This is a genomic window from Faecalibaculum rodentium (assembly GCF_001564455.1).
In the GTDB taxonomy this organism is placed as follows: Bacteria; Bacillota_I; Bacilli_A; order Erysipelotrichales; family Erysipelotrichaceae; genus Faecalibaculum; species Faecalibaculum rodentium.
In genome coordinates, this window is record NZ_CP011391.1 from 1,795,121 (window position 1) to 1,808,075 (window position 12,955).

At 57.7% G+C, this 12,955-nt stretch carries 10 protein-coding genes and 2 tRNA genes; 7 read left to right on the forward strand and 5 right to left on the reverse strand.

What is annotated here, in order from left to right:
* Nucleotides 1-2: 2 nt before the first annotated feature.
* A complete protein-coding gene (locus aalo17_RS08815; protein WP_067558395.1) occupies nucleotides 3-824 on the reverse strand; it encodes a mechanosensitive ion channel family protein in 822 nt (273 codons plus the stop codon).
* Nucleotides 821-2,305: a glutamate--tRNA ligase gene (gene gltX, locus aalo17_RS08820; RefSeq protein WP_067558398.1), complete on the reverse strand. Its 1,485-nt coding sequence runs from the start codon at nucleotides 2,303-2,305 to the stop codon at nucleotides 821-823. The genes aalo17_RS08815 and gltX overlap by 4 nt, the downstream gene beginning before the upstream one ends.
* Before the next feature lie 148 nt (nucleotides 2,306-2,453).
* Between gltX and aalo17_RS08825 the strand changes: the two genes are divergently transcribed.
* From aalo17_RS08825 to aalo17_RS08855, 7 genes are all read left to right on the forward strand, one after another.
* The gene (locus aalo17_RS08825) at nucleotides 2,454-3,284 is read left to right on the forward strand and encodes a hypothetical protein (RefSeq protein WP_067558401.1); all 831 of its coding nucleotides are present in this window, start codon (nucleotides 2,454-2,456) and stop codon (nucleotides 3,282-3,284) included.
* Between the two features lie 119 nt (nucleotides 3,285-3,403).
* Nucleotides 3,404-3,479 (forward strand) — tRNA-Gln (locus aalo17_RS08830).
* A gap of 6 nt (nucleotides 3,480-3,485) precedes the next feature.
* Nucleotides 3,486-3,561 (forward strand) — tRNA-Gln (locus aalo17_RS08835).
* Nucleotides 3,562-3,797: 236 nt separating this feature from the next.
* Complete coding sequence (gene lepB, locus aalo17_RS08840; RefSeq protein WP_067558404.1) at nucleotides 3,798-4,424, forward strand: signal peptidase I; 627 nt, start codon at nucleotides 3,798-3,800, stop codon at nucleotides 4,422-4,424.
* A gap of 4 nt (nucleotides 4,425-4,428) precedes the next feature.
* Nucleotides 4,429-4,731, forward strand: a complete 303-nt coding sequence (locus aalo17_RS08845; RefSeq protein WP_338032531.1) for a GIY-YIG nuclease family protein — start codon at nucleotides 4,429-4,431, stop codon at nucleotides 4,729-4,731.
* Nucleotides 4,732-4,884: 153 nt separating this feature from the next.
* Nucleotides 4,885-5,376 carry a hypothetical protein gene (locus aalo17_RS08850; RefSeq protein WP_067558407.1) on the forward strand — a complete coding sequence of 164 codons (492 nt, stop codon included), beginning with the start codon at nucleotides 4,885-4,887 and terminating at the stop codon, nucleotides 5,374-5,376.
* Nucleotides 5,361-6,341 (forward strand): hypothetical protein, encoded by a 981-nt coding sequence (locus tag aalo17_RS08855; RefSeq protein ID WP_067558410.1) that lies wholly within the window; start codon nucleotides 5,361-5,363, stop codon nucleotides 6,339-6,341. Before aalo17_RS08850 ends, aalo17_RS08855 begins: the two co-directional genes overlap by 16 nt.
* A gap of 160 nt (nucleotides 6,342-6,501) precedes the next feature.
* Here aalo17_RS08855 and abc-f read toward each other — a convergent pair whose 3' ends face one another.
* From abc-f to aalo17_RS08870, 3 genes are all read right to left on the reverse strand, one after another.
* Entirely contained in the window at nucleotides 6,502-8,373 is a 1,872-nt protein-coding gene (gene abc-f / locus aalo17_RS08860) for a ribosomal protection-like ABC-F family protein (protein ID WP_067560200.1), read from the reverse strand.
* Between the two features lie 101 nt (nucleotides 8,374-8,474).
* Nucleotides 8,475-9,935 (reverse strand): N-acetylmuramoyl-L-alanine amidase, encoded by a 1,461-nt coding sequence (locus aalo17_RS08865; RefSeq protein WP_145907624.1) that lies wholly within the window; start codon nucleotides 9,933-9,935, stop codon nucleotides 8,475-8,477.
* 435 nt (nucleotides 9,936-10,370) lie between these two features.
* Entirely contained in the window at nucleotides 10,371-12,932 is a 2,562-nt protein-coding gene (locus tag aalo17_RS08870; RefSeq protein WP_067558416.1) for a coiled-coil domain-containing protein, read from the reverse strand.
* Between the last annotated feature and the right edge of the window lie 23 nt (nucleotides 12,933-12,955).

Here is a 12,955-nt window from a genome sequence, read left to right on the forward strand (position 1 = left end):
AGTCACTTCTGATTGTCGTCTGCCGACTCTGGCTGCACCGGTTCCGTGATCCGGACCGATGTCTGCGGCTGGTCGATTCCCAGCTCTTTGCGCCGGACCTGGATCGCATTGTTGATGCCATAGAGCACGTTCCAGTAGTTGTCAAACGTCGCGTAGGCATACAGCTTCAGCACCGCGGCCGTACCATCGGCATTGTATCCACTGAGAATGCATGACAGAGCCGGTGTGGTCAGCACATTGGGCACCGCCGAGGCCACCGCCGCAAATTCCCGGCACGCCAGCGCTGTATCGGTCTGCAGTGCCACGGGAATGGTGATCACCATCCGCCGGTACGGCTTGTCACTGTAGTTGGTGACCACGTTCTCGATCAGCGTGGAGTTCGGGACGATGATCATTGTGTTGTCATACGTGACCAGGCTCGTGTACATGATCTCGATCGCCGTGCAGGTCCCTTCATACATCTGCTGGGTGCCTGCCACCGAAATGTAGTCGCCCACCTTGAAGGGCCGTGTCAGCAGGATCTGCATCCCGCCGGCGACATTGGCCATGTTGTTCTTCAATGCCAGGGACAGCCCGACACCCAGTGCCGAGAACGCCCCCACCAGGACCGTGGTATCCACGCCGATGCTCGAGAGTGCAATGATGAACGCAATCAGCTTGATGCTGTTGGAGGCCATGGACCCCATGAAGGTGTACACCCCTTTGTCCTGGGCATTCCGGGCCATTTTCTCGATCACATTCCGCGTAGCGGGCCCCAGCAGGAAGCCGATCAGCAGAATGATGAGAAAAATGCCGATCCTGACCAGCAGGGTCATCCAGTTCATGCGCTGAGATCTTCACCCGCCAGGGCTTCTTCCAGCCGGGCGATGCCCCTGTCGATCCTTCTCAGGGATTCTTCCTTTCCGAGGATGTTCACGATCTCGATTGCGCCGCCGGGCGTGAACTGCTTGCCGGTGACAGCCGTGCGTACGGGCCAGAGCACCTGGCCGTTTTTCAGGCCCATCTTCTTCGGCAGATCCAGCAGTGCCTCATGCACGGTATCCTCCGCCCAGTCCGCATCGTCAATGCCCTCGATCACCGACCTGGCCTCTTTCAGGGCCTTCAGCGCCAGTTCCGGCGTGGACTTCATTTTCTTGTGCCGGTACATCTCCAGGGCATGGTCCATGAGGTGGTTGAAGAAATCCACTGCCTCCGGAATATCCGACAGCTTGTCAATCCGCGGCTGGAGGATCTTCGCGATCTCCATCGTGTCCAGGTCCGGGTTCTTCAGCGCCGGCTTCAGCCACGGCAGGATCGTCTCATGATACGTCTCCAGGTCCATGGCCCGCAGGTACATGCCGTTCATCCACGTCAGCTTGTCGATGTCGAAAATCGCCGGAGAGCGGGAAATCCGCTTCACGTCAAAGTGCTCGATGAGCTCGTCCATCGTGTAGATTTCCTGTTCTGTCTCCGGGCTCCATCCCAGGAGTGCCAGGTAGTTGATCACGGCCTCCGGCAGGTAGCCCTTGGCCAGCAGGTCCTGGAAGCTGGCATCGCCGTTGCGCTTTGACAGCTTGTGCTGCTCGTCCTTCATGACAGGCGGAACGTGCACGTATGTCGGCCGCTCCCAGCCATAGGCGTCGTAAATCAGGTTGTACTTCGGCGTCGAAGACAGGTATTCGTTGCCGCGCACCACGTGAGAGATTTCCATGGTGTGGTCGTCAATGATGTTCGCAAAGTTGTACGTCGGGAATCCGTCGCTCTTGAGCAGGATCTGGTCATCCAGCAGGTCGCCGTCGAACTCGATCCGGCCATAGACTTCATCGTCAAAATACGTCTCACCGACGTTTTTGATGGTCTGTCGGATGACATAGGGCTCACCCGCCTCCAGTTTTTCCCGGATTTCCTCTTTGGACAGATGCCGGCAGGGGTCGTCATACCGGAACCCGATGCCCAGCTCCTCCGCCTCGTGACGCTGCTGTTCCACTTCGTCCTCCGAACAGAAGCAGTAGTGGGCACCGCCCAGTTCCACGAGCTTCTCCGCATAGCCCTTGTACATGGGCAGCCGCTCAGACTGCACATAGGGGCCAAATTCTCCGCCGATGTCCGGTCCTTCATCCCAGTTCAGGCCGCAGTCCTTCAGTGTCTTGTAGATCATTTCCTCGGCGCCTTCCACCTGGCGCTCCTGGTCGGTATCCTCGATCCGCAGCAGGAAATCCCCGCCGTCGTGCTTGGCGATCAGGTATTCAAACAATGCCGTCCGCAGGTTGCCGATGTGCATGTAGCCCGTCGGACTCGGTGCGAACCTTGTACGTGTCTTCTTCATTGAAAATCATCCTCTCAGCGTCTAGTGTACCGCAGGAAGCCAGCTGGCTCAATCCATCCGGACGCGTGGCTTGTCCACGGTCTGATGCCATCCCGTATTGTGGCCGATGGCAGAATCTGAGATAATCCAGACAAAGGAGAACCGGAACATGAAACGGAAATGGATGACGGTGGTCTGGCTGGTCTGCCTTGCAGGATGCGGCAGTATGCAGCCGATGCAGCCGGGAGAGCATAATGAGCCGGCTGACGGGGAGAAATCGGATACCCGGGCCGATGAAGGGTTTGTGACAGCTCCCCTGGCTGAAGAGGATCCTGTACAGGATACGGACACATATGCAGAAGCGAATGCTGCCTTGTCCGATCCGGCAGCGGAAACAGAGTCACCAGAGGCCGAGGGACCGAATGCCAATGAGGATACCGGGATCCGGACCATCGTGCATCCGGTCACACGGTCGATCCAGGAAACCGGGTGGTACTGTGGTCCGGCTGTGATGCAGATGCTGCTCGGCCACTATGGACTCTATGCTGCACAGACAGACCTGGCAGCCCTGCTGAACACCTCCAGGGTGACGGGCACGGAATATGCGGATATGGCCAGAGTCGCAAGTGTGCATGTGTTCGGGCAGGAACCGGCGGACGACCGTGCTTCGGGGTTCCGGGCCTGGACCGGAACAACGGGACAGATGACAGTCCAGGACCATGCACAGTTCCTGGACCGCATGCGACAGGACCTGGAGGGAGGCGATGTCCTCTCGGCAGCCGTGGATGTGCATGCCTTGTATCCGGACCTTGCGATTCACGGATCCCATGTGGTGCTTGTGAACGGGATCGAACTGGATGAAGGGGGCGGCATCCGGCAGATCCGGATCGAAGATCCTTCGTATCTGGTGGACTACGCCAGCGAAGAGGATCACTGGTTTGCGACCGACCGGTTTCTGGAGGCCATGAACCGCTGTCCGGAACCGGGATATATATGGTAAGGAATGTGTGGCGGATCATGGTTTGACGGCGGACAGCCTGTGTCGTGCGGCTGTCTTCGGATTTTTTCAAATTCGTGCTTGTTTTGGCTGGCGCCCTGCGGTAAGATGAATAGGCACATTGGGGTATAGCCAAGCGGTAAGGCAGCAGACTCTGAATCTGCCATTTCCGTGGTTCGAATCCACGTACCCCAGCCATGTTTTTGGGGTATAGCCAAGCGGTAAGGCAGCAGACTCTGAATCTGCCATTTCCGTGGTTCGAATCCACGTACCCCAGCCACGACAACGCAGGATCCCGGACGGGGTCCTTTTTTTTCTGTCTGCGGTTCACGCTCTGCCGGCGCTTCATGGAGCGCAGGGAATTTGCCGCAGCGTTTTCCGTACTGAAGTCCGGCCGGTTCTGCCGGCATCGGCATTCTGGAAAAAGTAACCGGTGTCATGGAGTTGAATCTTCCCGCTGCTTCCGGGGACAGTCTGTGCAGCACGGTGAACCCGAAGTCGTGGTAGAATCAGTGCATGGCGAAAAAAAAGAAAAAGAAAATCTTAAAGCATCAGACAGAATACAGATACAACGAAGAAGACGAGAAAACCATATTTGAGGAGATCCTGGGATTTGTGGGAACGTTCCTGATCTGTTCGGTGGTCATCATTCTGGTGACGTCTCTGATCATCAAGCCGAATGTGGTATCGGGGCGCAGCATGTATCCGGCGCTGCAGACGGATGACCGCGGGTTTTCCAATGTCCTGGCGCTGGCAACCGAAGGAGTGGAGCGCGGTGACATCGTGACGGCGAATATGGTGAACGAGGAAGACGGCAAGACGTATTCGGTGGTGAAGCGGGTGATCGGCCTGCCGGGGGAAACCATTGAATGCAGGGACGAGAAAGTCTGCATCAACGGCAAGGAACTGGATGAATCCCAGTACCTGGATGAAAGCTTTGCCAAAGAGTGGTACAACACCAATGGCTATTTCAATGACAGCTTTGGTCCGGTGACGCTGAAGGAAGACGAGTATTTCCTGATGGGAGACAACCGGCCGATTTCCATGGATTCCCGGGAAACGGGGCCGGTGAAGAAAGAGGACATTCTGGCGAAAGACTTCATGGTGCTCTTCCCCTTCTCCCGGTTCGGCTATCATGAGTGAGTCTTTGGATCAGACAGACGACCAGGCCATGTGTGAAGACATGGCTTTTGTGTATATCCTGGAGTGTGCGGACAACACCTACTACACGGGGTGGACGACGGATGTGGATCGTCGGGTGACGGTGCACAATGCCGGAAAGGGTGCCAGGTACACCAGAAGCCGGCGGCCAGTGAAACTCGTACACGTGGAATCCTTTGGCTGCCGTCAGGAGGCCATGCGACGGGAGTGGCACATCAAGCAGCTGAGCAGAAAACAGAAAGAGGAACTGATTCGCCATCCAGCGGCTGATGAAGCCGCTGGAGAGTGAACCGGTTCCTCTTTTTCCGTACCTGGTACAACCTCCGTCTGTCCGGTTTCTTCTCTGTATAAAAACCCGCACACCGCAAGCGGTTACAGTTGTGATTTACGTGCAAGCCGGACCTGGTCCCGCTGCCTGCTGACAAAGAAAGAGGAAGAACCCATGAACCAGGAACTCATTTTGCAGCAGCTGAAAGACGCCGTTGCCGCCTGTCGGGTGAATCCGGCAGTGCAGTCTGAAGAAAACAGGCAGATCCTGAAAGAGTTTGAAGACCTTCTGAATGATGCAGAGTACGAAAACTCCAGAGAGACACCGCTGGATGCTCTCGACTTCATCCTCTCGAGTCTCGGTGCATTCTCTTCTCTTCTGATGTTGGCGAATGAAATCCTGCGGATTATGACGGACCTGGAACACCGGTATACGAAGAGCTGCAAACTGCGATTCAAGGAACTGTACAGCTGGCTGGATGGTGCACTGGATGCATGCAGTGATTTGTCCGGTGGAGACGAGGAACTGCAGATGGTTCAGGAGGACTTCCTGCAGTCTCTGCTGACAGTTGCCTCAACCGCATTGAACAGACGGACGGGAAAAAAGAAGCGGACCGGTACTGGAATGACCTCAAGGGCACACTCCATCAAATGCAGCACTCGGTGAATACGGAAGTGGATCTGCTGGAGTCTCTGCTTCAGCCGATGGTGGCTGCCGGTCATTCATTGAGAGATGAAGACGAAGCAGAAGCAAAGGAAGGTCAGTCACCGGAAGAGGTGCAGAACCAGGATCTGGAGCGTTTTCTGCAGCAGCTGGATCCGGATCCCGGCCTGGTTCCGGATGAAGCGCCTGACAGTGATGAGGATCATGACAGTCTCTGGTCATCCATGGCCGAAGGACTGCCGCCGGAAACACTCTCCAGTGAAGAGTTCCAGAGTCTCGTGGACGGGTTACGGAACACTGTGCAGGATACCATGGAGTCAGCCGGACAGGAGGACCCGGAACTTTCCGAAGTGATGTCACAGGTCCCTGGCATACTCAAAAAGGCGCTGGAATCTGGAGAGGACGCAGAAGATCTCTGGTATGACATCCACAGGTACTTCCTGCTCCTGCAGGATACTGTCGAAGAAGAGCGGATGCGCACGCTGTCAGCCCTGGAATACCACACATGGATGAAGTTCGACCACACTCTGTCCCTGCTGGAAAAAGTGTACAACCTGCAGGACTATCTGGATGGGATGGAATCCGGTCTGGACCTGCATCACAGCAGGGACCAAACCCCTGTCTGCCTGGCGATGGAGCCTCTCCAGGAGTACAGAGTGACTGTCTGCAAAGTTCTGGAAGAGCTCTGTTCCCATGAACAGGATCCGACAGACAGGCAGCTGCAGTCTGTCCGGGCGTCTGCAGCGCAGGATCTCCTGAAAGGAAGCAGGCTGCTGAACGATGCGTTTAACTGGGTGAACGGTCTCTGCAACTGGATGATTTCCGCGGAGCTGGATGCTGCAGGAGATCTGGAGGACATGGATGACGAGAACTGCCTGGCCACAGATCAGGATGGCATAGACGAAGATCCCGGCTATGTGATGAGTCTGACTGACAAAGTGCTGAACTCAAAGCCGTCAGACCAGTAAAGCATGAGCGGCATTCCATCACCGACGTGCCTCTTCTTCATTCTGCACACAAAGACAGCCGGCCTCCCTCACACCAGTGGCGAGCAAAAGCCGGCTATTTGCTGTCTGTATATACGCAGGCCTGCCTGCCGCCATCGGCATAGTCGATTTGTACCGCCGGTTATTCCTCAGCTTCCTCCACCTGGGCGAGTTTTTCCTCCCACTCGCGGTACAACGCCGCAATGGCATTGTGCTGGTCGTCGATCTGCGCGTCCAGTTCCTCCATTTTCCGGTAATCCTGGTAATACTCCGGTTCATAGCGGAGCTCGCGCATGGCCTCGAGCTTCTCCTCTTCCTGGCCAATGAGCTCCTCGAGTTTCCGAATCCGGTTTTTCAGCGCCTTCTGGTCCTGGAACGAGGCCTTGGCTGCGGGTTTCTTCTCCGCCGCTCTGGTTTCCTCCTGCACAGGTTCGGCCCGGCCCTCGAGGTAATCAGCGTATCCTCCGTCGAACAGCGTGGTCTTCCCGTCCCGGATTTCCAGGATCTTCGTCGCGGATTTTTCCAGAAACATCCGGTCGTGGCTGACAAACACGACCGTCCCGTCGTAGTCCTTCAGCGAATCCTCCAGTGCCTCGCGGGCGGGTATGTCCAGGTGGTTGGTGGGTTCGTCCAGGAGCAGCACATTGTCATGGGCAAGCATGAGCTTCGCCAGCGCCAGGCGGACGCGCTCTCCCCCGGAGATGTCCGAGATGTCCTTGAACACTTCATCCTGTGTAAAAAGAAAGCTGGCCAGGGTACTGCGGATCTCCGTCTGCGTGGCATTGGGGGCCACGTCCCAGAGCTCGTCGATCACGGTCCCGGTTCCCGTGTCCTGGGCTGTGTCCTGGTCAAAATACCCCAGGTCCACCTGGTGCCCCCAGCGGAAGGTGCCCGAGAGGGGGGCCAGTTTCCCGGCTATGGTTTTCATGAACGTGGACTTTCCCGTCCCGTTGGGACCCACGATGCCCAGGCGCTCGCCTTTCATCAGCGTGAAGGTGGCATCGGCCAGAACCGATTCATACCCGGCCTGCAGGTGATCGGTTTCCAGCACCCGTTTGCCGCCGGGACGGGCACTGGTGAACCGTGCCTTCATGCGGCTGCGGTCACTTTTCGAGTCCTCGATGCGCTCCATGCGGTCGAGCTGTTTGATCTTGCTCTGCGCAAACGCCGCCTTGTTTTTCTTGTACCGGAACTTCTCGATGAGCGCCTCCATGTTCCGGATCTGTTCCTGCTGACGCATATAGGCATCGTGGTTTTTCTCCAGCCAGTCTTCCTTGGCCTTCACGAACTGCGTGTAGCTCCCGGGCCAGATCCGGACTTTCCCGAACTCGATTTCCGCGATTTCATCCACCACGTGGTCCAGGAACATCCGGTCGTGGCTGACAATGATCACCGCGCCCGGGTATCGCTTCACATATCCCTCCAGCCATTCGATGGACCCGATGTCCAGGTGGTTGGTGGGTTCATCCAGGAGCAGGACATCGGGTTTCGACAGGAGCAGCTTCACCAGGCCGATCCTGGTGCGCTGGCCGCTGGAGAACTCCGAAAGCTTTCGATCCAGGTCCTCTTCCGAAAACCCGAAGTGGTGAAACACCGTCTTCAGTTCCTTCTCATATTCATACCCGCCCTTTGCCTGGTATTCCGTCTGCAGGCGGTCGAATTTTTCCAGATTCGCCTCGCTGGGATCCGTTTCCAGCACCCGTGTCAATGTCTCCATGTCGCGTTCCAGCTGCTTCAGGGGCTCAAACACCTCCAGAAGCGCTTCATGCACGGTCCTGTCCAGGTCTGAAAAAGTGATCTGACTCAGGGTGCCGACCTGCACGTTTTTCGGCACGATCACCTGACCCCTGTCCAGGTCTTCCTCTCCGGCCATGATCCGCAGCAGGGTGGTCTTCCCCGCCCCGTTGCGGCCCACCAGGCCGATTTTTTCGCTGCCTTTCACCTGCAGCCCGGCACCTTCCAGTATGTCGAAGGCTCCGAAACTCTTGTATCCGTCACTGATCTGCAGTTTCACGGTCTGCACCTCTTTTCTGCTGCTGTGTGTCATGCGCCCGCTGCCTGCCGGTCACCCGGCATGATCTGCCGGCTTCAGGCATCACCCGGCTGACACTGACTTTATTCTGCCCGGGAAGGATCTGTTCCCTGCTCCGTCGAGTCCTGGGCGGGAACGGAAGATGCCTGGGGTGTGCCGGTGGATCCGCCGACAGCCTGGGTTTCGCTGTCGGATTCCGGCGGTTCGATCCCGTAGTATTCCAGGATCCCGGCTGCGAGTCCATCCGCGATCTGTTCCTTGTGTGTCAGGTAGTATTCCATGGAGTCTTCGTTTTCCGCGTTCCCGAACACGAACTGCACGGGATACATGCCGGCTGCATCCTGGTACATCTGGTTGCCGGTGATGACGCCGCTCTGGCCCGCCCAGGTGATCTTCCCGCCGGTTTCCCGGATTGCCGGGGTCATGGAGAACTGGTTGTAGCTCCAGTCTTCGTTCTGCTGCTGGGTATCATAGGCTACGGCATCATCGGGGGCCGTGGCGTTCACGCTCCGGAGTTCAATCCCTGCCTGGCGCAGGGCGTAGGCCATGTTGGAAGGGAGGCTGCCGGACACGAAAGGACTCGTGAGCAGCCATGGCCTGGCCGTATTCTCGTCTTCTGTCATGACCAGGGACAGGAACACCTTGCCCTGGCGGCTGTATCCGGCTGCGGCCCGGCCTGCATCTCCGTAGTACCCGGCAATGTCGTCTCCTTGCCGCGTGTAGGCGACCTTGAGCCCTGCAGCCTCGAGTCTGGCGGCAACCAGGTCGGCGAGTTCCATGGCCAGCTGCGATTCGCTGGAGTCCTTGTACTGTGTGCCGGTATCCGTCACACCGGTGAGCTCATTGTACAGATTGCCGCCGGGGTCCAGGACCACGTCCACGGTCTTCACTCTGGGCACCTGGTCGGTCACGACCAGGAAGGCATAGTTGCGGTCCAGGGTGATGTCGTAGTCAGACAGGATGTCCCTGTCGGCATCCAGCACCACCGATTTTACGCTTTTGTCCCGCCGCATGGTTTCCAGGGGATCCGACAGGACTTTTTCGTCGAAATACACCCGTTTTTTGTCGTACTGATCGTAGAGATAGATTTCGTACACCCCTTCGGGCAGGTTCCCGGTCTGGATGCCCAGGTCTCCGCCGCCTCCAAACGTATAGGATAACTCTTCGCCGGTGAGGATGTTGCGCAGGGTGATGTTCTTTCCCAGTGTCGGGTCTGTGACAATGGGATCGTAGGGATTCTGGTACAGGGTCAGGGTTTCACCGAGAATGGCGTAGTCCTGGACCGGGTATACCTCATTTTCGGAGAATTCCGTATGGATACCCTCCTGCACGGCTTTCCGGTCACTGGTTTCCAGGACGGTAAGGTCCAGCTTGTCAATGGGGCCGGGTCTGTTGAACCACCAGTAGGTGCCGACTGTCAGGGCTGCGGCGAGTATGACCAGCAGGGCCCAGCCGTAGGGTGACAGCCGGCGTTTCCTGACGGGTCCGGACTGTTTCTGTGTTGTATGGTTGCGGCGCAAAAGCCGTCGGATTCGTTTTCGCATGGTTCCATTATATCTGTGAATGCCCGGACCAGAAACAGGCAGAGACAAAAGGTACGCTCACCCGTCCAGTGCAGCAGACCATTGATGGTTTGCTGCCCGGGAGCAGTTCGCGTGAAGCGACGTGCAGCGATTCTAGACTGTCTCGATGATGCGATGCACGCTTCTTGTGCCGTGCCGCAACCTGATGCAGGCAGAAACAATCGGCTTACAGAATTTTCCCTCCGAGGATCTGTTCAAGCTATGTGATGAACGGGTTGCACGAGACATGTAAACCTCGGAGCACCGTTTGTCATCACAATTCATACACCGGGCGTTTTCCCACCCGGAGGCCTGCCCGGCAAAAAGGGAGGACCGCTCTCCGGTCCTCCCTTCTGCTGCCTGCGAAACTGCTGTGCTGTTCAGCCGGCTGCATCAGTCTGCTGCCTCTCTTGCCGGTTATTTATCGGCTTCCTTGTCAGCCGTCTTGTCCTTGCTGCCGGCTGGCTGGTTTCCATCATCGGCCTTTTTATCCGACTGGATTTCCTGTGTCCGGAAGACATACATCGTCCGGGTTTCGGCATCCTTCGGGGCACCCGCAAAGACTTCATACTCGGCATTCAGGTCACGTACATCCCCTGCGAGCTTCTTGAAGACCTCCAGGTCACCCGCCGCGACATTCACGCTGTCATTCAGTTTCTTCGTGCCGCTGCTGACAAATTCCTGGTTGCCGTCGTAAAGCTGTCTGGCGCCGCTGTTGAGCTGGTCCACCGCCGAGGTCAGCTGGCTCATGCCGCTGCCCAGTTCGGACAGTCTGCCTTTCTGGCCCTCCAGCTGTGCCGTTCCGTCATCCAGCTGCGTGGCGCCGGCTACCAGGGCCGCATTGTTGCCCGTCAGCTGGTCAGCACCGGCATTGACCTGATCCAGGGCCGCTTTGGACTGCGTCTGAAGCTGTGCAAGGCCCGTTTCCAGGGCAGCCACACCTGTGTTCAACGAATCAGCACCGGCAGACAGCTGAGCCACACCCGCTTTCAGCGCATCAATGTTCTCCGGCAGCTTCATCCCCTGCATCTGCTGCTGCATGCCATCCAGTGTCTGGATGGATGCCGTCAGGTCCGCATCCAGTCCATCGAGTGCCTTGCCGGCATCCGTCAGCTGCCCGGCCATCGGCGTCAGGGTCTGTCCGACCTTCTCCAGGGTCTTCTGGATTCCCTGGAGGTCTGCCATGAGCTGCGTGCCGTCCAGGGCCTTCAGGCTGTTCAGGTCCTGTACAGCCGCCACATCGGCTTTTGCCTGCTGCAGAGCTGCGATCTGGGAATCGATCTGCGTGGTATCCACCTGGGCTGTGGCTGCGGTTGCCGCGGCGTTCACCGTGATCTGCTTGTCAGCCGGGAGCTCCGCATTGGCGGCGGCCACCGCCTGCTGAATGGAGGCATTGGTCTCCGACGCCGCCTGCTGGCTGCTGGCATCTGTTGCCTCCGCAGACTGTACCACAGCTGCCTTCGCATCCGTCAGCGCCTGAATCGAGGCGTCGATCTGGTTCGTGACAGAGGTTTTCGCGGCTGTCAGCTGTGTCTGGCTGTCGGCGATCATCTGGTTGTCCGCTGCAATGGTGTCCGTAATGGTCTGCATCTGACCAGCGGCATCCTGCACCGCGGCTTCAAACTGCGGCATGGCCTGCTGCAGCTGGGTCATGGAGGCGGAAGCCGAGGACATGGAAGTCTGCAGAGCGGTCAGCACCTGCCGGTCTTTTGCCACTGTCTGCTGCATACCCTCCAGTTGTGTCTTTGCACCAGCCAGCAGCTGGTTCACACCCGCTGCATCCAGCTGATCCACGGATCCCTGCAGCTGTTTCAGACCCGCTGCAAGAGACTCACTTCCCTTTTTCAGCGTCATCACCGACCCGTCGGTGCTGGAGACGCTGCTCTGTACCTGGCCGATACCATCCGTGATGCCATAGAGCTGCTTCGTGCCAGCTGCCAGCTGCTCTTCCCCGGCTGTATAAGCCAGCAGGCCGGCCTTCAGCGTGGAGGTTCCATTGTGCAGCTGCGTAGCGGCATCCCCGAGCTGCGAAATCTGGGGCAGAGCCGATGTCAGCGGCTGAATGCCGGCCTTCAGCTGCGATGTGCCATCATAGAGCTGCTTCGATCCGTCCTCCAGCTGCAGGCTCGCATCATACAGCTGCTTCACGCCGCCTGTCAGTTCGCTCACAGACCCCAGCTGCGGGATCTCCTCCAGATCCAGGTCATTGGTCATGGCCATCATCAACCCGGACGGATCGTACTCCTTCACATCGGCCGTGATCTCGATTTCATCCGAGATGTCCAGCTCCTTCGCCATATCCGACAGACCGGCCTGCTGCATGGTTTCCTCCAGGCCTGGAACAGCCGCGAAGGCCAGGAACTCATTTGTGCCATCGGACACAATCTTGCCCTGGGCGCACTTCACGTTCTTGCAGTTCTCTGCATCCATGTCCATCATGCCGCCCGCCAGGAAGGAGGGATGAACCGTCACGGTCTTCCCGTTGAGCTGCACCTGCTTTCCGACGTTGTTCGTGAACCGGATTCTGATTCCCAGCTTTCCGCTCTTTCCCGCCAGGTCTTCGGCCTTGATGTCCCTGCCGTCCAGGGTGTAGTCGATCTGCACCGAAACCGGCAGTTCTTTCGTGGCGTCGCCTTTGTACCAGATGTCCTTCTCCGAAGAGTTCCAGGTATAGGTCTCGCCTGAAACCGAGGGCTTGTCGTCACCCTTGACGTTCTCGACATTCTTCAGCTTCAGGTCTTCCTTCACATTGTGCAGGCCGTCGTCGTCATGCAGCCAGGCGGAGACCACAGTGCTGTTGACCGACCCGTCGGGGTTGAGCACTGTATAGACCGTTTCGGTTTTCTCCGTCGGATTGTTGTCTTCCGCCGCAAATACCTGTGCCGGAATCATGCCGGCCGCCATGGTGGCCGCCAGGATCGCTGTGCCGATCTTCTGGATATAGTGTCTGCTCATACGCAGTCCGTTTTCTTTGTTCATGTGTTTCCTGGGTCCTTTCTGTC